The 21,636-nt window shown below is 59.3% G+C and carries 19 protein-coding genes and 3 pseudogenes; 21 read left to right on the top strand and 1 reads right to left on the bottom strand.

The window, feature by feature from the left end:
• The first annotated feature begins 170 nt into the window (after positions 1-170).
• The 13 genes and pseudogenes from FFM81_RS31275 (at position 171) to FFM81_RS31220 (ending at position 11,664) form a co-directional block, all read left to right on the top strand.
• Positions 171-1,016, top strand: a complete 846-nt coding sequence (locus FFM81_RS31275; RefSeq protein WP_138386412.1) for a sugar phosphate isomerase/epimerase family protein — start codon at positions 171-173, stop codon at positions 1,014-1,016.
• Between the two features lie 78 nt (positions 1,017-1,094).
• The gene (locus FFM81_RS31270) at positions 1,095-2,093 is read left to right on the top strand and encodes a substrate-binding domain-containing protein (RefSeq protein WP_138386413.1); all 999 of its coding nucleotides are present in this window, start codon (positions 1,095-1,097) and stop codon (positions 2,091-2,093) included.
• Positions 2,094-2,175: 82 nt separating this feature from the next.
• Positions 2,176-3,660, top strand: coding sequence for a sugar ABC transporter ATP-binding protein (locus FFM81_RS31265; protein WP_138386414.1), 1,485 nt, complete (start codon positions 2,176-2,178; stop codon positions 3,658-3,660).
• A complete protein-coding gene (locus FFM81_RS31260) occupies positions 3,653-4,642 on the top strand; it encodes an ABC transporter permease (protein WP_138386415.1) in 990 nt (329 codons plus the stop codon). Before FFM81_RS31265 ends, FFM81_RS31260 begins: the two co-directional genes overlap by 8 nt.
• A 13-nt stretch (positions 4,643-4,655) precedes the next feature.
• Positions 4,656-5,714, top strand: coding sequence for an ABC transporter permease (locus FFM81_RS31255; protein ID WP_138386416.1), 1,059 nt, complete (start codon positions 4,656-4,658; stop codon positions 5,712-5,714).
• Between the two features lie 162 nt (positions 5,715-5,876).
• A pseudogene (locus tag FFM81_RS33410) lies at positions 5,877-6,014 on the top strand (transaldolase family protein); the annotation flags it as partial.
• Between the two features lie 38 nt (positions 6,015-6,052).
• Positions 6,053-6,130, top strand: a pseudogene (locus FFM81_RS33405) (transaldolase family protein); the annotation flags it as partial.
• 158 nt (positions 6,131-6,288) lie between these two features.
• Positions 6,289-6,744, top strand: coding sequence for an RbsD/FucU family protein (locus FFM81_RS31245; protein WP_138386417.1), 456 nt, complete (start codon positions 6,289-6,291; stop codon positions 6,742-6,744).
• A gap of 42 nt (positions 6,745-6,786) precedes the next feature.
• Positions 6,787-6,954, top strand: a pseudogene (locus tag FFM81_RS31240) (PfkB family carbohydrate kinase); the annotation flags it as partial.
• Positions 6,951-7,826 (top strand): carbohydrate ABC transporter permease, encoded by an 876-nt coding sequence (locus FFM81_RS31235; RefSeq protein ID WP_138386419.1) that lies wholly within the window; start codon positions 6,951-6,953, stop codon positions 7,824-7,826. The pseudogene FFM81_RS31240 and the gene FFM81_RS31235, both read left to right, overlap by 4 nt.
• A complete protein-coding gene (locus tag FFM81_RS31230; protein ID WP_138386420.1) occupies positions 7,823-8,851 on the top strand; it encodes a carbohydrate ABC transporter permease in 1,029 nt (342 codons plus the stop codon). The genes FFM81_RS31235 and FFM81_RS31230 overlap by 4 nt, the downstream gene beginning before the upstream one ends.
• A gap of 44 nt (positions 8,852-8,895) precedes the next feature.
• A complete protein-coding gene (locus tag FFM81_RS31225) occupies positions 8,896-10,350 on the top strand; it encodes an ABC transporter substrate-binding protein (RefSeq protein WP_138386421.1) in 1,455 nt (484 codons plus the stop codon).
• A gap of 219 nt (positions 10,351-10,569) precedes the next feature.
• A complete protein-coding gene (locus FFM81_RS31220) occupies positions 10,570-11,664 on the top strand; it encodes an ABC transporter ATP-binding protein (RefSeq protein ID WP_138386422.1) in 1,095 nt (364 codons plus the stop codon).
• Between the two features lie 46 nt (positions 11,665-11,710).
• On the opposite strand, the gene FFM81_RS31215 is transcribed toward FFM81_RS31220, so the two are convergent.
• Complete coding sequence (locus FFM81_RS31215) at positions 11,711-12,685, bottom strand: sugar-binding transcriptional regulator (protein ID WP_138386423.1); 975 nt, start codon at positions 12,683-12,685, stop codon at positions 11,711-11,713.
• Positions 12,686-12,822: 137 nt separating this feature from the next.
• Between FFM81_RS31215 and FFM81_RS31210 the strand changes: the two genes are divergently transcribed.
• From FFM81_RS31210 to FFM81_RS31175, 8 genes are all read left to right on the top strand, one after another.
• Positions 12,823-13,770, top strand: coding sequence for a sugar ABC transporter substrate-binding protein (locus tag FFM81_RS31210; RefSeq protein ID WP_138386424.1), 948 nt, complete (start codon positions 12,823-12,825; stop codon positions 13,768-13,770).
• A 68-nt stretch (positions 13,771-13,838) separates the two neighbouring features.
• Positions 13,839-15,353: a sugar ABC transporter ATP-binding protein gene (locus FFM81_RS31205; RefSeq protein ID WP_138386425.1), complete on the top strand. Its 1,515-nt coding sequence runs from the start codon at positions 13,839-13,841 to the stop codon at positions 15,351-15,353.
• The gene (locus FFM81_RS31200) at positions 15,350-16,345 is read left to right on the top strand and encodes an ABC transporter permease (RefSeq protein WP_138386426.1); all 996 of its coding nucleotides are present in this window, start codon (positions 15,350-15,352) and stop codon (positions 16,343-16,345) included. The genes FFM81_RS31205 and FFM81_RS31200 overlap by 4 nt, the downstream gene beginning before the upstream one ends.
• A gap of 19 nt (positions 16,346-16,364) precedes the next feature.
• Positions 16,365-17,432, top strand: coding sequence for a thiamine pyrophosphate-dependent dehydrogenase E1 component subunit alpha (locus FFM81_RS31195; RefSeq protein ID WP_138386427.1), 1,068 nt, complete (start codon positions 16,365-16,367; stop codon positions 17,430-17,432).
• Positions 17,432-18,406 carry an alpha-ketoacid dehydrogenase subunit beta gene (locus tag FFM81_RS31190; RefSeq protein WP_173883899.1) on the top strand — a complete coding sequence of 325 codons (975 nt, stop codon included), beginning with the start codon at positions 17,432-17,434 and terminating at the stop codon, positions 18,404-18,406. The genes FFM81_RS31195 and FFM81_RS31190 overlap by 1 nt, the downstream gene beginning before the upstream one ends.
• On the top strand, positions 18,403-19,971 hold the full coding sequence (locus FFM81_RS31185; RefSeq protein WP_138386429.1) for an acetoin dehydrogenase dihydrolipoyllysine-residue acetyltransferase subunit: 1,569 nt from the start codon (positions 18,403-18,405) through the stop codon (positions 19,969-19,971). The genes FFM81_RS31190 and FFM81_RS31185 overlap by 4 nt, the downstream gene beginning before the upstream one ends.
• Positions 19,972-19,980: 9 nt before the next feature.
• Positions 19,981-20,316, top strand: coding sequence for a carboxymuconolactone decarboxylase family protein (locus tag FFM81_RS31180; protein ID WP_138386430.1), 336 nt, complete (start codon positions 19,981-19,983; stop codon positions 20,314-20,316).
• Between the two features lie 49 nt (positions 20,317-20,365).
• A partial coding sequence (locus FFM81_RS31175) for an FGGY-family carbohydrate kinase (protein WP_173883898.1) occupies positions 20,366-21,636 on the top strand: 1,271 nt, incomplete at its 3' end.

Below are 21,636 nucleotides of genomic sequence, written 5' to 3'. Positions count from 1 at the left end.
GTTTCACAAGATATATTTGTGTTGACCTTTGCAAATTTTTCGATGACTATCCCCATAATGATCAGCGGCGAAGAAATGTCGCGAAGAGGGCGATTTGCCGATGTCACGCTGACGCTGTCTGGTCCAGCGTTCTCGTTGGCTCTGCAGCGGATTACGGGAGGATAAATACGATGACAAAATTCGGAATGCACTTCAGTCTGTGGGCGCCCGAGTGGACGACAGAGGCGGCCAACGCCGCAATCCCTCAGGCGGCGCGATACGGGCTGGAAATAATCGAGATCCCTTTGTTCGAGCCGGCCAAAATCGATCTGGATCACGCAAAGTCGATAATCCGAGATCATGGTCTTCAGGCAACCGCGTCGCTTTGCCTGCCCGAAGACAAGATGGCGCACCTGGCTCCGGAAGCCTGTACGCAATATCTATTTCAAGTTCTCGACGCCGCTCACCACATTGGGTGCTCCATGCTGACTGGCGTCACCTACTCGGCGCTCGGCTACAAGACCGGTGTTCCCCCAACAAGTAGCGAGTACGAAGCGGTGGTTCGGGCACTGAAGCCGGTAGCCCGGCGCGCTGCTGAACTCGGCATGACGTTCGGTGTCGAACCTTGCACACGCTTCGACACCCACATCCTCAATACGGCCGCGCAAGGAATATGGCTGCTTGAGCAAATCGATGAACCGAATACCTTCGTCCACCTCGACACCTATCACATGAACGTAGAGGAGAATGGTTTCGACGACGGCATCCGCCGGGCCGCGGGACGCTCTCCCTATATTCACCTTTCCGAAAGTCATCGCGGTGTCCCAGGCACCGGTACCGTAGATTGGGAACTGGTCTTCCGGACATTGCGCGACACCGGATTCGATGGCGATCTTGTCATTGAGAGCTTTGTCTCGGTACCGCCACAGCTTGCTGCGGCACTCTGCATGTGGCGGCCGGCCGCGCTCAATGCTGGCGCTGTACTTGATCAGGGGCTGCCGTATTTGCGCGGCTTGGCGACACGCTACGGCCTCTGAGGCGACAGCTGGCGGCGACGGGCCGCAGACGCAATTCCGAAAATCTAGAGTCTACAACGCTCACAGGAGGAGAAGAGCATGAAACGTCGTGACATTTTGAAGTTTTCTTTGGCCGCAGGCGTGGCATGGCTGATTGCCACGCCAAACCTCGCGATGGCGGCCGACCCAGTCATGGTGACTGTTGTCAAGATTGCCGGCATCCCGTACTTCGGTGCCCTTGAGCGCGGCCTGCAGGAGGCAGGGAAGCAATTCAACATCGACGTTTCCATGACCGGTCCGGCAAACATCGATCCGGCTCAGCAGGTCAAGCTGCTGGAAGATCTGATCGCCAAGAAGGTGGACGTGATCGGCCTTGTGCCCCTGGACGTCAAGGCGTGCGAGCCTGTGCTCAAGCGGGCTCAGGCAGCAGGCATCAAGGTTATTGTCCACGAGGGGCCGGAACAGGAGGGCCGCGACTGGGACGTCGAACTCATTGACTCGACTAAGTTCGGCGAAGTTCAAATGCAGAGCCTCGCCAAGGAAATGGGCGAGGAAGGGGACTATGTCGTCTATGTCGGCACCCTGACTACCCCGCTGCACAACAAGTGGGCCGACGCGGCCATCGCCTATCAAAAGGCACATTATCCCAAGATGAACCTCGTGGCCGATCGCTTCCCTGGCGCCGACGAAATCGACAGCGCCTACCGCACGACCATCGACGTGCTGAAGGCCTATCCGAAGCTCAAGGGTATTCTCGCGTTTGGCTCGAACGGTCCGATCGCCGCCGGCAACGCCGTGAAGGAAAAGCACCTGAGCAAGCGGATTGCCGTCATAGGCACGGTGCTGCCGTCGCAGGCCAAGGACCTGATCATGGACGGCGTCATTCGGGAAGGTTTCATGTGGAACCCGAGAGAAGCTGGCTCTGCGATGGTTGCCGTCGCCAGATTGGTCCTCGACGGAACGAAAATCGAGGACGGGATGGATGTTCCCGGCCTCGGCAAGGCTACGGTGGATGTTCCCGGAAAGCTCATCAAGGTCGACAAGATCACCCACATCAACAAAGAAACCGTGGATGGCCTGATCGCCCAAGGTCTGTAGCCGTCCTTGCAGGAAATACCGCAGGCGGGCCCTCGCTCGCCTGCGGCAGGACAGATGCCAGCGACTAAGGGTAAAGCCCACTATGACCACATTCCTTGAATTGACCCATGTCTCCAAGAATTTCGGCGGAGTTCGAGCGCTTCGAGATGTCGATCTGTCGCTGGAGGCCGGCGAAGTTCACTGTCTTGTTGGCGAAAATGGTTCGGGCAAATCCACCCTGATCAAGATTATTGCTGGCGTGCAGGCGCCCGATCCAGGTGGTAGCATCGTTCTGGAGGGTCGCGAACATTCTCGTTTGGACCCCATTCTTTCCACCAAGAGTGGCATCCAGGTTATCTATCAGGATCTCTCCCTCTTTCCCAATATGTCCGTGGCGGAGAATATCGCCATCGGCAGCCACATGGGCTTACCTCGGCTCGCGAATTGGAACCGCATAAATGACATTGCGGCGAAAGCCATGGCCCGCATCAACGTCAATCTCGACCTTGAGACGATGGTGTCGGACCTCTCTATCGCAAACCGGCAACTGGTTGCGATTTGCCGCGCCATGGCCGCCGACGCAAAGCTGGTCATCATGGACGAGCCCACCGCCTCGTTGACCCGGCATGAGGTGGATTCTCTGCTGCGTGTCGTCAACGACCTTAAGAGCAGAGACATTTGCACGGTGTTCGTATCTCACCGTCTCGATGAAGTAATGGAGATAGCCGAGCGCGTAACGGTTCTGCGTGACGGCGGTAAGGTGGGGACCTTCGATGCCAGCGAAATCACTTCGCGGCGGCTCGAGACCTTGATGACTGGTCATAAATTCGACTATGCGCCTCCGCAGCCCGGAGGCGAGGCTGCGGAGGTTGTGCTGGCGGTTCGAAACCTGACTCGACCAGGCCACTACGAGGATATCAGCTTCGAAATTGGCAAGGGAGAGATCGTCGGCCTAACCGGGCTTTTGGGCTCCGGACGGACGGAACTCGCACTCAGCATCTTCGGTATGAATCCACCATCCCGCGGCACGATTGAAGTCTCCGGGAAGCCGCTGGTAGCCAGCTCCAATCGTGTCGCAATAGCCAGCGGCGTGGCTTACGTCCCGGAAGACAGGTTGATGCTCGGCCTGGCGCTGGGGCAGCCCATTTCTGCAAACATCCTCGCGACGGTCCTTGATAGCTTAGCCGGCAAATTCGGCCTCATCGACCCGGCCAAACGTGTAGCCGCAGCGGGTGATTGGATCGTTCGCCTGAACACGAAAGTGTCCGACCTCGAAAATCCTGTCGGAACTCTGTCAGGAGGCAACCAGCAACGGGTGGTGTTGGGCAAGTGGATGGCCACCAAACCCCGCGTGCTGATACTCGACAGCCCCACCGTCGGCGTGGACATCAAGGCCAAGGACGGAATCTATGAGATTGTGCACGGATTGGCGGCAGAAGGCGTCGGGGTACTGCTCATCTCCGACGAAGCCCAGGAGGTCTTCTACCACACCCATCGTGTCCTGGTCATGCGGCAAGGCAGGCTCGTCAGCGAAGTCCATCCGCTTTCATCGACCGAGAGAAATCTGCAAGAGGTTATCTATGCCTAAGACAATTCAACGCTGGACACGAAGTCACGAATTTTGGCTGCTTGCGGTCGTCGTCATATTATCCATGTTCCTCACGGCAGCGACGGACAGTTTTCTGACGCTGCAAAACCTTTTCGACCTTCTCACCTCCACTTCGTTTGCGGGCATTCTTGCAGCCGGTCTGCTTGTGGTCTTGGTGTTCGGTGGGATCGACATCTCCTTTACTGCCATAGCCAGCGTCGCTCAATATGTGGCTCTCATGATTGCTAAGACCTATCCAATTGGGTGGTTCGGAGTGTTCTTTGTCGCCTGCTGCACTGGTATACTATGTGGGCTATTCAATGCGGCTATCATTCATAAGGTTCGCATTTCTTCCGTTATTGTGACTATATCCACTCTCAATGTTTTTTTTGGATTACTGATATATATCACCCGCGGCGACTATATCACCTCCCTTCCCAGCTATTTCCGCGAAGGTATCTGGTGGTTCGAATTCACCGACAGTAATGGATTTCCTTATGCGATCAATTTCCAGGCACTGTTGCTAGTGGTCGCATTCTTTATGACCTGGGTCTTGCTCAACAAGACAAACATCGGCCGTCAAATATATGCCATGGGGGGGAATGAGATAGCCGTTGAACGCCTTGGTTTTCATGTCTTCGGCCTGAGGTGCCTTGTCTACGGCTATATGGGGTTCATGGCTGCGATCGCATCAATATCGCAAGCCCAACTGGCCCAATCGGTTACGCCGACGACGCTCATCGGCAAGGAACTCGAAGTGCTTGCGGCTGTCGTTCTTGGCGGCGCGAGTCTGACCGGTGGCAACGGCTCCGTGTTTGGCGCCGTACTGGGCGTGATGCTCATCGCAATTTTGCAGAACGGACTGATATTGCTGGGCGTGTCCTCATATTGGAATCAGTTCTTTGTCGGCTGCGTTATTCTGCTTGCGGTCTCGGCGACTGCGCTGTCTCAGCGGCGTCGGCATGCTGGACTCGCGTCCTAGGGAGGAAATTACCATGAAGCCGTCCGCCAATCGATCTCTCATATCCCGTTTCGTTCGAGAGAACGCCACGACGATGACGCTTGCTTCCATTTTCATGGCCCTTCTAGCGGTGTTTGGCCTCATTCTCGGCGATCGGCTGCTGAGTGTGGGAACATTTCAGTCGATAGCCTTTCAGACCCCGGAACTTGGCATTCTTGGTCTTGCGATGATGCTTGCGCTCCTTTCCGGTGGGCTGAATTTGTCGATCATTTCGACGGCGAATCTCTGCGCTTTGACGATAGCGTCGGTGTTGCAGTTCACAATTCCGTGGGGCGATGCTGGAAGTGTGCTTTGGCTCACCTGGCAAGTAGGCGCGGTTGCCGCGGGCCTCGCCGTCGCCATTCTGATAGGCCTGTTGAACGGCTTCATCATCGCCTATCTCGGTGTATCCCCCATTCTGGCCACACTGGGAACCATGATCGCCTGCAAGGGTCTTGCCATTGGACTGACGCGTGGAAACGTCTTGTCAGGCTTTCCAGATCCAATCGTTGCGATTGGAAATGGAACCTTTCTGGGCGTACCGCTTGCGTTCCTGCTGTTTGTTGCCATTTGCGTGTTCGTGTCGGTGGTTCTTCGGCGATCATCCTTCGGTCAGAAGGTCTACCTTGTCGGCGCCAACGAGAAAGCTGCCGAGTTCTCGGGCATACATGTCAAACGAGTTTTGCTTTTGACGTATGCCTTATCGGGCGCGCTTGCAGGATGCGGCGGGCTTGTAATGATGGCCCGATTCAATTCTGCCAACGCGTCCTATGGCGAGAGCTTCCTTCTCATCAGCATCCTGGCGGCGGTTCTGGGGGGCATCAATCCATATGGCGGCACCGGAAAAGTATCAGGGTTGTTTGCTGCGTTGCTGCTCTTGCAGCTGATCTCCTCCGCGTTCAATTTGATGAACTTTAGCCAGTTCCTGACAATTGCCATCTGGGGGGCACTTCTGATCGGCGTTTCCGCGCTCCGCTCAGGCACAGGCATATTCGGTCGGTTGCACCTCTTCGAATTCTGGAGAGCAAAGAGCGCCGTGTCCGAAAAACCCTGATCTGTTCGTCTTGGAAAGCGGACGGAGGATGCCTTAGCGACAGTGGCGCTCAAAAATGTCCGCACCAAGTCACGGAGCTGAGCCGGCGTGGAGCATCATCGATGTGCGGAATTGCCGAGCGATTGTAACTTGCCGAATAGATATGAGAGAGAAATTCAGTTCATGGACAAGCCTGCGCAATTGCGTCAAATGACGACGGTAGTCGCCGACACCGCTGACGTTGAAGCCGTCAAGCGCCTAGAGCCAATGGATTGTACCACCAATCCCACCATTGTGCTCCAGGCGCTAAAAGCTCCTATCTAACATGCAGATTTTGAGGAAGCACTCGAGTGGGGAGCAAGGCAGCTGCCGAAGGCGCGCTATACCTTCGCCGCGCTGTGGATGTGAGGAATATCTGGATCCCCTACGGAGAATAAGGGCTCCAACTCTGGTCATCCGGGCGGGAGGAGAACCGCACCGGCAGGCAAGAACAACGGAATTTGAGGGAATCGCAGAGCTGTAACGGAGCTGCGGTTATTGGGCTCTGTTTGCGGCACGGGGTGCTGCGAAATGGTGCAACTAAGGGAGGATTTTCATGCTGAAGAACATCGATCCGGCTCTGAATGCGGATGTGCTGCATGCGCTCCGGTCCATGGGGCATGGCGACACGGTCGTCGTTTCCGACACCAATTTTCCTTCGGATTCCATTGCCCGGCAAACGATGCTCGGCAAGCTGTTGCGGATAGACAATGTGTCTGCTGCCCGCGCCATCAACGCTATTCTTTCGGTAATGCCGCTGGATACGCCGCTGCAGCCGTCTGCCGGGCGAATGGAAATCATGGGCGCGCCGGACGAGATCCCTCCAGTGCAGCAGGAAGTCCAGGCCGTTATCGACGGCGCCGAGGCCAAGCCGGCGCCGATGTATGGCATTGAGCGTTTCGCCTTCTATGAGGAGGCCAAAAAGGCCTATTGCGTCATCACCACGGGCGAAAACCGCTTCTACGGCTGCTTCCTCTTCACCAAAGGCGTCATTGCGCCGGAAACCGTTTGAGGGGAAACGATAATGAAGGTGGGTGTTTCGATCCTCAGGATTTTCGTCGGTGGTTTCTCGGCAGCGCTCTCGCGGGGCGTTAGTCCGGTCGAGGCCGTGCGTTTCGGCTGCGCGACCGCCGGTATTGCGGTGACGCGGCGGGGCACCGCACCTGCAATGCCGAAGATCGAGGAAATCGAGGCGCTTCTCCAGAAGGGAGGAGCAGCATGACCCGCAACGACCCGATCAAACACTTCTTCATCTGGCCAGCGTTGCTGATCGTGCTGGTGATCTCGATCTTCCCGCTGATCTATTCGCTGACCACCAGCTTCATGAGCCTGCGGCTCGTGCCGCCGATCCCCGCGCGTTTCGTCGGCTTCGGCAATTATGCGGAACTGCTTCAGAATCCGCGCTTCTGGAATGTCGCCTGGACGACGACGATCATCGCTTCTGTCGCGGTGACGCTGCAATATGTCATCGGTTTTTCCGTGGCGCTGGCGCTCAACCGTCGTGTGCCCGGCGAAGGTCTGTTCCGGGTCAGCTTCCTGGTGCCGATGCTGGTAGCGCCCGTTGCCGTTGCACTCATTGCCCGCCAGATCCTCAATCCCACGATGGGCCCGCTCAATGAGCTGATGACCGTCTTCGGTTTTCCCAATCTGCCATTTCTGACGCAGACCAGATGGGCTATCGGCGCCATCATTTCCGTCGAAGTGTGGCAGTGGACACCCTTCGTCATCCTGATGCTTCTTGCCGGGTTGCAAACCCTGCCCGAGGACGTCTACGAGGCTGCCGCGCTTGAAAATGCCAGCCCCTGGCAGCAGTTCTGGGGGATCACTTTCCCGATGATGCTGCCGATTTCGGTGGCTGTGGTCTTCATCCGCCTCATCGAGAGCTACAAGATCATCGACACGGTTTTCGTCATGACAGGCGGAGGGCCTGGCATTTCGACCGAAACGCTGACCTTGTTCGCGTATCAGGAGGGCTTCAAGAAGTTCAACCTTGGCTACACATCCGCCCTGTCGTTCCTCTTCCTGATCGTCATTACCGTGATCGGGCTCGTCTATCTCGCCATCCTGAAGCCCTATCTGGAGAAGCACAAATGAGCGTGCGTGACCTCAAAGGATCCGGCCGCTGGTGGGCGCTCGCAGGCTGCCTGCTCTGGCTTGCCTTCACCTTCTTTCCGCTTTACTGGGTCGCGATCACTTCGTTCAAGTCGCCGCTCGGGGTCGTCGGCGGGCCGACCTATATTCCATTTGTCGACTTCGACCCGACGCTGACAGCCTGGAGCGAGCTCCTGTCGGGCGCGCGCGGCCAGTTCTACAACACCTTCATCGCCTCGACGATCGTCGGGCTTTCCGCATCGGTGCTGGCCACCTTCATCGGATCGATGGCAGCCTATGCGCTGGTGCGCTTCACCTTCGAGGTCAAGCTGCTGTCCGGCGTGATTTTTGTCGTTGTTGCCTTCGGCGGATATCTGCTCGGCCGTCATGTGCTGGGCTACGGGCAGGCTATTTCGCTGATCTTTGCCTTTGTTGCAGCGCTTGCGCTCGCCATCGGCTCCAGCCGTATCAGGCTTCCGGGGCCGCTCCTCGGCAATGATGATATCGTCTTCTGGTTTGTCAGCCAGCGCATGTTTCCGCCGATCGTCGCCGCCTTTGCCTTGTTCCTGATGTATACGGAAATGGGCAAGTTGGGGTTCAAGCTGGTGGACACCTATACAGGCCTCACCTTCGCCTATGTCGCCTTCTCGCTGCCGATCGTGATCTGGCTGATGCGCGATTTCTTTGCGGCACTGCCGGTTGAAGTCGAAGAGGCGGCGATGGTCGACAATGTGCCGTCGTGGAGAATTTTTTTCGGTATCGTCCTGCCGATGTCCAAGCCGGGCCTGATCGCGACATTCATGATCACACTCGCCTTCGTCTGGAACGAGTTCCTGTTCGCACTCTTCCTGACCAGTTCCAAATGGCAGACTCTTCCCATTCTCGTTGCCGGGCAAAACAGCCAGCGCGGCGACGAGTGGTGGTCGATATCGGCAGCCGCCCTGGTCGCGATCATACCCATGGTCGTCATGGCGGGCATTTTGAGCAGGCTGATGCGGTCCGGCCTGCTTTTAGGAGCAATAAAGTGACCGTTCGACAAGCCTAGTCATTGTTCAATTCCGGGGAGGAAAACATGAGAAGATTGCTACTGAGTTCAACGGCCGCAGGACTACTTGCTGTGGCGGGCGTCCCATCCGCGCTCGCGTGCGAACCGGACTACACCGGTGTCACGCTCACCGCCACGACGCAGACAGGCCCCTATATTGCTTCTGCGCTGCAACTCGCGGCCAAGGGCTGGGAAGAAAAGACCTGCGGCAAGGTGAATGTCGTCGAATTTCCGTGGTCGGAACTCTATCCGAAAATCGTAACCTCGTTGACCTCGGGCGAAGACACGTTCGACGTGGTCGCCTTTGCGCCGGCCTGGGCACCGGACTTCACCGATTTTCTCTCGGAAATGCCGAAGAATATGCAATCAGGTGCCGACTGGGAGGACATCGCGCCGGTTTACCGCGAGCAACTGATGGTCTGGAACGGCAAGGTCCTGTCGCAGACCATGGACGGTGATGCCCATACCTATACCTACCGCATTGATCTGTTTGAAAACGCGGAAAACCAGAGCGCCTTCAAGGCGAAGTATGGCTACGATCTGGCCCCGCCGAAGACATGGAAGCAGTATCTCGACATCGCTGAATTCTTCCAGCAGCCGGACAAGGGCCTTTGGGGCACGGCGGAAGCCTTCCGCCGTGGTGGCCAGCAATTCTGGTTCCTGTTCAGTCACGTGGCGGGATACACCAGCCATCCCGACAATCCCGGCGGTATGTTCTTCGATCCTGACACGATGGATGCGCAGGTCAACAATCCGGGCTGGGTGCGCGGCCTTGAGGAATATATCCGCGCCTCGAAACTGGCACCGCCAAATGCGCTGAACTTCTCGTTCGGCGAAGTGAACGCGGCCTTTGCCGGTGGCCAGGTCGCGGAATCGATCGGCTGGGGCGATACCGGCGTCATCGCCGCCGACCCGAAGCAGTCGAAGGTTGCTGGCAGCGTCGGCTCGGCATCCCTGCCGGGATCTGACGAGATCTGGAACTACAAGACCAAGAAGTGGGACAAGCAGCCCGAGGTCGTCCAGACTTCCTTCATGGCCTTCGGCGGTTGGCAGGCAGCCGTACCGTCGTCCTCGAAGAACCAAGAGGCCGCTTGGAACTATATCCAGTTCCTGACGAGCCCGGCGGTTTCCGGTCAGGCGGCCATCACCGGCGGCACAGGCGTCAATCCTTACCGTCTTTCGCACACGACAAATACGGCGTTGTGGTCGAAGATCTTTTCCGAGCGCGAGGCCAAGGAATATCTTGGAAGCCAGAAGGACGCGGTGACCGCCAAGAACACGGCGCTCGACATGCGCCTGCCGGGCTATTTCTCCTATACGGAAATTCTCGAAATCGAGCTTTCCAAGGCATTGGCTGGAGAAGTGACGCCGCAGCAGGCGCTGGATACCGTGGCTGCCGGATGGAACAAGCTGACGGACGAGTTTGGCCGCGACAAGCAACTGGTAGCCTATCGTTCGTCGATGGGCCTACCTGCGAAGTAAGCCCATCCTCAACAACCCATCCCGGCGGTGCCGGGATGGGATTAGACATCGTTGGAAGAAGAAGCAAACCATCGCCGCTTAGAGCGCCGTGCGTCCTTTCGGACGCACAATGGACGCTCTAACTCTTTCAATCCACGCATCGCGCCTTCCGAAAATCGACTCCGATTTCGGGCCGATGCGCTGGGACAGGCGATGGAATTCTCATGAAAAGGTTACAGCATGTCCCAGGTGCGTTTGGATCAGGTCACCAAGTCCTTTGGCAGTGTTGAGGTCATCCCTCCGCTCGATTTGGCAATTGCCGACAAGGAATTCGTGGTTCTTGTCGGACCTTCCGGCTGTGGGAAGACAACCACCCTGCGGATGATCGCGGGGCTGGAACAGACGACATCAGGGGAAATCCGTATCGGCGAGCGGGACGTTACCACGCTGCGCCCGGGTCTGCGCAATTGCTCGATGGTGTTTCAGAATTACGCGCTCTATCCGCATATGACAGTCGCCGAAAACATCGGCTACGGCATGAAGGTGCGCGGGACGCCGAAGCAGGACATCGATGCCGCCGTTGCAAATGCGGCGCGCATTCTCAATCTCGGTGCCTATTTGAAACGCAAGCCGAACGCGCTCTCAGGTGGCCAACGTCAGCGCGTCGCCATCGGGCGCGCCATCGTACGCCAGCCCGATGTTTTTCTGTTCGATGAACCGCTATCCAATCTGGACGCCAAGCTGCGCATCGAAATGCGCACCGAGATCAAACTGCTGCACCGCCGTCTGCAGACCACGATCGTCTATGTGACGCACGACCAGGTGGAGGCGATGACCATGGCCGACCGGGTCGTGGTGATGAACCAGGGCCGGATCGAACAGGCCGCCGACCCGATCACGCTGTATGAGTCTCCCAAAAATCTCTTCGTCGCGGCCTTCATCGGCGCCCCCAGTATGAATTTCGTCGAAGGGGGGCTGGAGGCTGACGGCGCCGGCGTTGTTTTCCGGGCGGACGGCGATGTAGCCATTACCGTTCCCGCGCGCATGGTGAAGCATCTCTCGGCGGGTATTGGCCAGGCAGTCGTTCTCGGTATTCGGCCGGAGCATACGATGACTGCGGACCCCGCCTTTCCGACGATTCGCGTGCACGTCGCGGACATCGAACCTCTCGGCCCTCATACACTTGCCATCGGGAAAGCTGGTGCGAGTGCATTTACCGCTCAGATCCACGCCGCATCCCGGGTCAGACCCGAAGACACGATCCAGATTCCGATCGATCCAGAAAAGATGCATTTCTTCCTAAAAAGCACCGGCGAGGCATTAAGGCTAGACTGATAGACGACCATTCGCCTGGCAGTTGCCATGATGGCGCTCCGACTCCTCAACAAAGGGCAACAAGAGCCTCGGCGGCGTCTCCGTCGATAACAAGCCCGTTGACGACACCGCTCTTCAGCAGCCCTCTTGCTGCAGCTGATTTCTCCTGTCCAGCGATCAGCAGGATCACGGGAATCTTCATCAGCTCGTCGAAGCCGAGGGCAATCGTTCTTCTGTTGAGATCGTGGTCGACCTGCTTTCCTTCGCAGTCGAAGAAAATTCCGTTGGTGTCACCGACTGCCCCACATCGTCTGAGGCTTTCCAGTTCGGCGCGCGAAATCATGCCTTGGCGACGCAGCAACGATTCCTCTGTCAGTTCGCCTGCGCTGATGAAGCACACCGAGGCAGAACGCGCGATTTCCATGGCTTTGACCACCGAACGTTGCGACAGAAGGACTTTTCTATCCTCGACGCTATCAGCAATGAATGGCACCGGTAGAAAATAGCCCTCGCCCCCCGTTCTGCGAGCCAGCGCATGCACGACCTCGAACGGGTTATAGGCGCTGTTTGCGGTCAGCGACCCCATGATGGAGATGAAGCGGGCATGGGGCGCGCGTACGCCTGCCAGCTGTAGAGTCATCTGCTCGATCGTGCGGCCCCAGCCCGTTCCAATCGTCACGGACGCACTCTCCGAAAGCAAGGACTTCAAATGGTTGGCGGCGGCCACGCCAACGGCGCGAAAGGCGATCTGCTTGCGCACATCAATGTCCGCATCCTTGGTATCCTTGAAACCGAAGGCCGGTGTTGAGATGCAGAAATCGAGACCATAAGTTATCCGCAGATGGTCTTCGAACGGAAGCATGCCAACGCGCTGGTGGTCGATGGAAATGCTCACCAGTCCGCTGTCGCGGGCTTCTGAAAGCATTTTATTGACGCGTGCACGCGTGACCCCGAGTCTCCCGGCAGTCTGCTCCTGATTGAGGCCTCCAACATAATAAAACCATGCGGCACGTACCATCAGGGCTTCTTCGCTATCGGACATGTTCTCTCCCGCAAGTTACAAATGTATTTCTGATTGACATTTGTAATCTAGTCAATTTAGATTTGGTCATTCGCTGTTACAGACCGCGAATAGAGAAGCGGGTCAATGTGGAGGGCCCGCATGCGGAGGAGAACGCAATGACTAAATTTTGGAAGCGGATGGCTGCCGCCACCGCCATGACATTTCTGATGGGTGCAGCAGGCGCGAATGCCATGGACATCGCATGGGTTCACGCCAACGCGGCCGCGCAATCGGAACAGCGCGTAAAGGCCGGTTTCGAAAGCTGGCTGAAGGAGAAGGGCAAGGACTGGAAAATCAGCCTGCTCGATAGCGGAGGATCGGGCGAGCGCACGGCATCCAACCTGCAGGACGCAGCCTCGCGCGGCGTCGACGCCATCGTCATCACCATGGCGGATCTGCGCGCGTCGCGTGCCGCTCTCGATGCAGCCATTGCAGCCAAAATCCCCGTCTTTACGGTCGACAGCGGCTATATCACCGGTGTGATGGTTGATATCACCACCAACAACTGGGCCATGTCCTCGAGCGTGTCGCCTTATCTACTGAACGAACTGGGCGGCAAGGGCAACATCATCTTCCTGCGCATGGCCGAACATCACGGCACGCGCAAGCGCGGCGACGTGATGGAGACCATTCTCAAGGAATATCCCGACATCAAGGTTTTGGCCGAACACAATATCGACTACACCGCCTTCTTCGAAGACACGACATCGACGATGCAGGATTATGCAGCCCGCTTCGGCGATCAGATCAATGCCGTCTGGGCGCCGTGGGACGAGCCGGCACAGGCTGCGATCAACGCGCTGACGGCTGCCGGCCTGAAGAACGTCAAGGTTATCGGCATCGACGGGCACCCGCAGGCCGTCGCGGAGGTGTGCAAGCCGGACGGCCTGATGATCGCCACCGTCAGCCAGCCTTTCGAGAAGATGGGCGCGCAGGTCGGAGACTGGATCGAGGCCATCGTCGAGAAGAAGGAAGACCCTGCAAACGTCATCCCGTCCAAAACCGTCTATCTCGATGCGCCGCTCGTGACCAAGCAGAACTGCAAGGACTTCCTCCCCAAGTGACCGCCAGGCCGGTTCCGGCAAAGGTCGGGACCGGCAGTCACCTGAAGACACGCAAGGAGGAGACGCAAATGTCCGTCAGTCTATCTGGAATTGTCATGCAATATCCCGGCACGCGCGCGCTCGACAACGTCTCTGTCGATTTTCGGTTTACCGAGGTTCACGGACTGATCGGCGAAAACGGTGCGGGCAAGACGACGCTCGTCAGCATTCTAGGCGGCAGCAGGCAGCCAACCGGCGGAGCCATCGCCATCGATAGCCAGCCGGTCACGCTGCACAATCCGGGTGACGCGCTTCGAAAGGGCATCGCCCATGTCTCGCAGGAAGGCAGTCTCGTGCCGGGTCTCACCGGCGCACAGAACATTCTTCTCGGCGACGAGCCAAAACTGGGTTTCGGCATCATCAGCAAGGCGAAATTGCGCCAACGCGCCCGAGATCTGCTCACCCGCTGGTTTCCGCAACTGGATATCGATCTCAACGCCTCGGTCGAGAGCCTGCCCATGGCCGACCAGAAGGTCATCGAAATCGTCCGGGCGCTGCGCGGCGATATCCGTCTGCTCATTCTGGACGAACCGACCGCGACGCTTCCCGCCCGCGAAAAGGAAAGTCTCTGGAGCATTATCAAGACGCTCCCCTCAAAGGGCGTCGGCATCGTGCTGATCAGCCACTTCCTTTCCGAGATCAAGGCGCTCAGCGACCGCGTCACCGTGCTGCGCGACGGACGGCACGTCGCCACCCTTGCGGCAGATGAAACGACCGAAGCACAACTGATCGACATGATGCTGCAGCGCTCCGGTAAAACAGCGGTCACGGCCGTTGATTCCGACGCGCTGAAAACCACCGGGGAGACAGTTCTCGATATCCGCGACTGGAAAGCGGGCAATGTGAGGGTGGAGGCGTTTTCGATCCGCGGTGGCGAAATCGTCGGGCTCATCGGTCTGACCGGCGCCGGTCATTTCGGCTTTGCCCGCACACTTTACACAGGAACCGGCGCTGTTACCGGAACCTACCGCTTCTGCGGAGAGGATCTCAAGACCGTCGATGCGCGCATCATGCAGCGCAAGGGCGTCGCCTTCATCCCGGACCAGCGCATGGAAAATTCGCTGATCGGTGAATGGGACGTGCGCGAAAACCTCGCCATGGTGCATCCCGATCACGGGGCGTTCGGCTCGACCGGCGTGATATCGCCGGCCCGAGAAGCACGGGAAGCCAATGCCATCATGGCGCTTCTCGATGTAAAGGCGCATTCGCACAGCCAGATGATCAAGGATTTGAGCGGAGGCAACAAGCAGAAGGTGTCCATTGGCAAATGGCTCTACGGGGCCAGGGACCGATACCGCCTGATGATCTTCGTCGAGCCGACCGAAGGCGTCGATATCGGCGCCAAACGCGAGATCCATGCGCAGCTGCGGCGGCTTGCCGCTCAAGGAGCGGCCATCGTCGTCGCCTCGTCGGATCTGCTGGAAATCGCCGATATCGCCGATCGGGTCGTTCCTTTCGTCAATGGCGAGGCCGCACCCGGCCTCGATCGCCCGACCTTTTCCGAGGCACGTTTCATTTCCGCCATGGCAGGAGTTTCCCCATGATCGCCAAATCCCCAGCCTCATCCGGTCGTCAGGGCGTTGTCTCTTCCGGCCCTGTGCGCCGCGACTGGATGCTCAAATATAGCACGCTCTTTGCACTCATCCTGCTTTTTCTCGGCTTCGCGCTGACGGTGGAGCGTTTTTTGACTACCTCCAATCTGCTGAACATCATTCAGCAGATCTCGATGCTGACCATTGTTGGAGCGGGCCTCACGTTCGGCTTCGCCGCCCGTGAGATGGACCTGTCCGTCGGTTACATGGTCGGCCTTTCCGGCATTCTGGTACCGCTGCTGCTGATATCCGGCACGTCGCTGCCGCTGGCGCTTCTGGCCGGCATTGCCGTAGGCTTTGCCGTTGGAGCGGCCAATTCGGCGCTGGTCACGCTTGTCGGCGTTCCGTCGCTGATCGCCACGCTCGCCACCGGTTCGATCCTCTACGGCATCAACTTCCTGATGACCGGCGGCCGCGCCATCTATGGCGGCCTGCCTCAGGAATATCTGTTTCTGGGACAGGGCCAGCTTTTCGGCGTCCCGGTGCTGGCTTATTTCATGGTCGCCTTCGTGGTGCTGGCCTGGTTCTTGATGGAGCGCACCATTTTCGGCCGCTACATCTATGCGGTCGGCGGCAATCTGAAAGCGGCCGAACTTTCCGGCGTCAACGGTCGCTTCTACCGCGCCGCCGCCATGATCGTCTGCAGCGTCTTTGCGGGCATTGCCGGCGCGCTCCTGGCCGCCCGTCTCGGCTCCGGCCAGCCCAATGCGGGCGAGCGCTACCTGTTGGATGGTCTCGCCACTGTGTTCATCGGCATGACGATGTTCCGGCCGGGCACGGCGACGATTACCGGCACCTTCTTCGGCGCGCTATTCATCGGCGTCATCAACAATGGTCTCAACCTCATCGGCATGGACACATATATCCAGAGCATCGTGAAGGGCCTCATCATTCTGATTGCGGTGGCCATTGTTTCCCGCACCACCAAGCTCAAGCTTCTCTGAGATCGAGGACGGCATATCAATGACCACCAAAACCGAATCGTCGGGCAAGGCAACGCCCACCCAAAACCCCGCCAACTCCAATCTTCTGGATCTCTACCGCACCATGCGGCGCATCCGCACCTTCGAGGAGCGCGTCGGCGAACTCTTCATTCGCGGCCAGTCAGCCGGCTCCATGCTGCATCTGTCGATCGGCGAGGAATCGACTGCCGCCGGGGTCTGCGACGCCATGCAGCCGCAGGACACCTTCACCACCCATCATCGCGGCCACGGCATCTTTCTGGCGCGCGGCGCCGATCCGAAACAAATGATGGCCGAAATCGGCGGCAAGGAAACCGGCTATTGCAAGGGCAAGGGCGGATCGATGCACATCGCCGATATGGCGCTCGGGCATCTGGGTGCCAACGCCATTGTCGGCGGAGGCATTCCGGCCGTGGTCGGGGCAGGCCTGTCGTCCAAATATTTTAAGAAGGGGTCTGTTTCCATCGCCTTCTTCGGCGATGGCGCAATGCAGCAGGGCATTCTCTACGAGAGCATGAATATGGCAGCGCTTTGGGATCTGCCGGTGCTGTTTGTCTGCATCAACAACCAATACGGCATGGGCACACGCGTCGACCAGGCCACCCGCAACACGGCCTTCGACCAGCGCGCCAAGGCATTCGGGCTGAACGGCGCTGTCGTGGACGGGCTCGATGTCGAGGCCGTGCAGTCGGAGGCCCGCTGGCTGGTAGATGATGCGCGCGCCGGCAAGCCTGGATTTCTCTCCATCGACGTCTACCGCTTCTTCGGTCATGCCCGCATGGACAAGAGCCCCTATCGGCAGGAAGACGAAGAGCTGGAAGGTCGCAAGAAGGATCCGGTGCGCTTTGCCCGCGATCGCCTGATCGAGTCCGGTCTGGAAAACGAAGCCGCCCTCGACGATCTCGACAAAACCATTGCGGCCGAAATGGACGCCACGATCGACTTTTCCGCCGAATCCAAGGCTCCCCCGCTCAGCTCGATGTTCCGCGACGTCTATGCGGTCGGCGAGCCAGAACCGGAGCCCGTCAGAACCCGTATCGACCGCGTACTTGCCAGGGATGAAGCATAATGACCGCGATGACCTACAGAGACGCGCTACGCAAGGCGCTGGACGATGCAATGACGGAAGACAAGTCCATCGTCGTCATCGGCGAGGAAGTCGGTCGCTATGGCGGCGCCTATGGTGTCACCAAAGATCTCATCAAGATCCACGGCGCGGACCGGCTGATCGATACGCCGATTTCGGAACCTGCCATCATCGGCACCGCCGTCGGCGCGGCCATGACGGGCCTGCGTCCCGTGGCCGAGCTGATGTATATCGACTTTCTCGGCATGACTATGGACCAGCTCGCCAACCAAGCGGCGAAAATCCGCTATATGTTCGGCGGTCAGACGGGCGTGCCTATGGTGCTGCGCACGCAGGGCGGCACGGGCCGGTCGGCCGGCGCTCAGCATTCCCAGAGCCTTGAGGCCTGGGTAATGCACACGCCGGGCCTGCGGCTCGCCATGCCGGCGACTGTGGCCGATGCTTATCATCTGCTGCGCCAAAGCCTGACCAAGCCCGATCCGGTCGTCTTCATCGAGCACAAGGCGCTCTACACCCGCAAGGAAGACGTGGATCTCGACGCTGAGCCTCTGCCATGGGGCAAGGCAGCCGTGCGCCGCGAAGGCAAGGATCTCGTCATCGTCACCTACTCGCGTCAGGTACATTACGCGATGGAAGCAGCAGAAGCCCTGTCAAGCAAGGGTATCGAAGTGACCGTGATCGACCTTCGTACGCTCAATCCGCTCGATTTCGATACGGTGCGCGAGCATGTGGAGCGGGTCGGCAAAGCGATGGTGGTGACGGAGGCCGTCATGACATCCGGCGTTGCCGCCGAGCTTTCGGCCCGCATCACCGAGGAATGCTTCGATTTCCTCGAACAGCCGGTCGTGCGCGTGGCGGGCGAGGACATCCCGATCTCCGTATCGCAGGACCTTGAGACCAACAGCGTTCCCACCGCCGCCCTGATCGCCAGCACTGCCGAGAGAATGGTGAGATGACAGAACGAATTCTGAAGATGCCTCGCCTCGGCGAGACCATGGACGAGGGAAAGGTGGTCGGTTGGCTCATCCAGCCCGGCGATGTCTTCAAGCGTGGCGATCCGATCGTCGAAATCGAAACCGACAAGACCATCGCCGAATATCCAGCGCTTGGCGACGGCACATTACATGACATCATCGCCCTTGTCGGCGTTACGGTGGAAGTCGGCCAGCCGCTCGCCCGCATTGATATCGGCATCGGCCCGGACTGGACCGCCGACGAGCCTGCCGCTCCGGCCAGGACGACGGGTCTGGTGGAAACCGATCTCGACATGCCGCGTCTTGGCGAGACCATGGAAGAGGGCCGGGTTGCCAAATGGCTGAAGGCGCCGGGCGACAGCTTCGCGCGCGGTGAGGCGATTATCGAGATCGAGACGGACAAGACGATTGCCGAATTCCCGGCGCTGATGGATGGAACGCTTGTTTCCATTCTGCGGGGCGACGGGGAAATGGTCACAGTTGGAGAGCCCATAGGCCGCATTTCGATTGCGGCATCGGACGCTCGGGAGGCGAAACCAGCTGAGATCGAAGCCTCGGTCGCGGCTGTCCCCGTTCCGGCACAAGCCAATATCCGGCAGCGCGCCACTGGCGGACCGGTTCGTGCAACCCCCGTGGCCCGTCGCCTGTGCCGTATCAACGGCGTGGATCTCCAGAGCCTTGCGGGCACGGGGCGGCGGGCGCGCGTGGAAAAAGCCGATGTGCTTGCAGCCTTGTCAGGAAGTCCACAGACAAGCGGCAAGTCGCCGGACGGTGTCCTGTTTGCCGACCTGCCACGCGGCCGCATGGCCTATCTCGATACGGGCAAATCGGGTCCGCGCACGGCCCTGCTGCTGCATGGGTTTGCGGGCGACCGCACGACTTGGGCAGCCATCGCCTCCGGCCTGAAGCGCGCCGGACATCGTGTGCTCATTCCCGATCTGCCCAGTCATGGGCTGACGGAGATTGCGGCCTCCACCGCGGTGGATCTATCCGCCGATCTCGCCGCGTTCCTGCAGCGCGTCGCACTGGCCGGGTCGATCGATATTGTCGCGCATTCGCTCGGGTGCGTGGCGGCCGTGGATTTCGCGGTGACGGCGCCGGATCGTGTCGGATCGCTGACGCTTCTCGCCCCTGCCGGTCTCGGGCCGGAGATCGATGGAGATTTCGTCCACGGCATGGCGCGGGCAACGGTTGCGGCGGAAGTGTCGCATCTCCTCCGGCGGCTGTCGGTCAACCCCGTGCCGCTTTCGGATGGCGCACTTGCAGTCCTTGCCGGGGATCTGGCCAAGGGGCGTCTGGCAACGCTTGCCGCCGCTATTGCCGGTCCATCCGGGCAAAAGGTGGACAGCCTCGCCAAGCTCGAAAAGCTGGCGGCGAGCGTGGAAACCCGCGTCATCTTCGGTCTGGAAGACCGCATCATTCCGTGGCGGCATGTCACGTCCGTATCGCCGCGTGTCGCCATCCATCTCCTGTCCCGCTCCGGCCATATGCCGCAATGGGACCAGCCGAAGGATGTGCTTGATATCCTTCTTTCCGAAAGAGCATGAGGTTTATCGATGAGCACTGCAACAGACACTCTGAAAGACGCCCAGCGGCGGATCGGTACCTTTGCCAGGACCAGCCCAGAGTTGTTCGGCGGCTTTGCCCGCATCAGCAAGGTGGCGACGACTGCAGGCGCATTCTCGTCGGCGCAGCGGGAACTGATCGCGGTCGCCATTGCCGTGTCGAAGGGGTGCGAGGATTGCATCGTCTATCACGTCGATGCCGCCATGAAGCACGGGGCAACCGAGGCGGAGCTTGTGGAAGCGCTTGAGGTGGCTGTCGAAATGGGTGGCGGTCCGGCTGTGATGTACGGCGCCAAGGCGCTGGAAATCCTGCGGGGACTGCAATAACGAAGGAGGGCTGTCGCTCTGGAGGGATCGGCGGCTGGAGGAGAACATAATGGCCTATTTTCTGACCGCAGATGGCGGCACCGAAAGCCTGCGCGCCCGCGTTTACGATCTGTCTGGCACCTGCCTCGGCAGTGTCGCCGTTCCCTACGAGACGAAGTTTTCCAGCGGCGCGCGCGCCGAGCAGAACCCGGAAGACTGGTGGAATGCCTTCGTGACAGCGTCCCGGCAAGCGATCAGTGAGAGCCGGGTCGATCCGGCTGCAATCGAATCGATCTGCCTTGCGACGACGAGTTGCACGGTGGTGGCGCTCGACCGTGACGGCCAGGCGCTGAGGCCCGCAATCATCTGGATGGATGTGCGCGCCAATGCCGAAGCCGATGCGGTGCTGGCCACCGGCGACGGCGCGTTGATCACCAACGGCGGCGGCAAAGGTCCGGTCTCGGCCGAATGGATGATCCCGAAGGCGTTGTGGATCGCCCGCAACGAGCCGGAAATCTTCAAGGCGGCGCACACGATCTGCGAATATCAGGATTTCATGACGCTGCGGCTGACGGGCGAGCGGGCCGCCAGCCTGAATAACGTCGCCCTTCGCTGGCATTACCAGACAGATCGCGGCGGATGGGCGACATCGCTGGTCGAGGCCCTCGGCATTCCCGAACTGATGCAAAAGTGGCCGCAGCGCGTGGTCGCTCCCGGCGAGATGGTCGGTACGCTCAGCGCCAAGGCGGCCGATGCGCTCGGTCTGCCCGCGACCGTCAAGCTCGTGCAGGGCGGTGCGGATGCGCTGATCGGCATGATCGGCCTTGGCGTGGCGCGGCCGGGGCAGCTTGCGCTGATCACCGGATCATCGCATCTGCAATTCGGCGTCTCCGACACACCGCTCAATGCACCGGGGATCTGGGGCAGCTATCCCGATTGCGTCTATCCCAAGCGCTACATCGTCGAAGGCGGTCAGACCTCGACAGGCTCGATCATCGCCTGGCTCGGGCGCCTGATGAACGGCACGATGGATCTGGACGGGATGAACCGCAAGGCTGTCGCGCTGGAGCCCGGCTGCGACGGTCTCATCGTGCAGGATCACTTTCAGGGCAATCGCACGCCCTATACCGATCCGCTGTCGCGCGGAGCCATCGTCGGACTAACGCTTGCGCATGAACCGCATCATATCTTCCGCGCGATCATGGAAGGAATCGGTTTCGGCACCCGCGCCATTCTCGATGCCATGGCTGATGCAGGCTATCGCGGCAGCGAGATCACGGTCGGCGGCGGGGCAGGGGCCTCTGATCTCTGGTTGCAGATCCATGCCGATACGGCCGGGCT

The sequence above is a fragment of the Rhizobium hidalgonense genome, from assembly GCF_005862185.2.
GTDB classification, from domain to species: domain Bacteria; phylum Pseudomonadota; class Alphaproteobacteria; order Rhizobiales; family Rhizobiaceae; genus Rhizobium; species Rhizobium hidalgonense.
The sequence above is the reverse complement of the archived record's forward strand: the minus strand, read 5'-3'. Positions and strand labels throughout refer to the sequence as shown.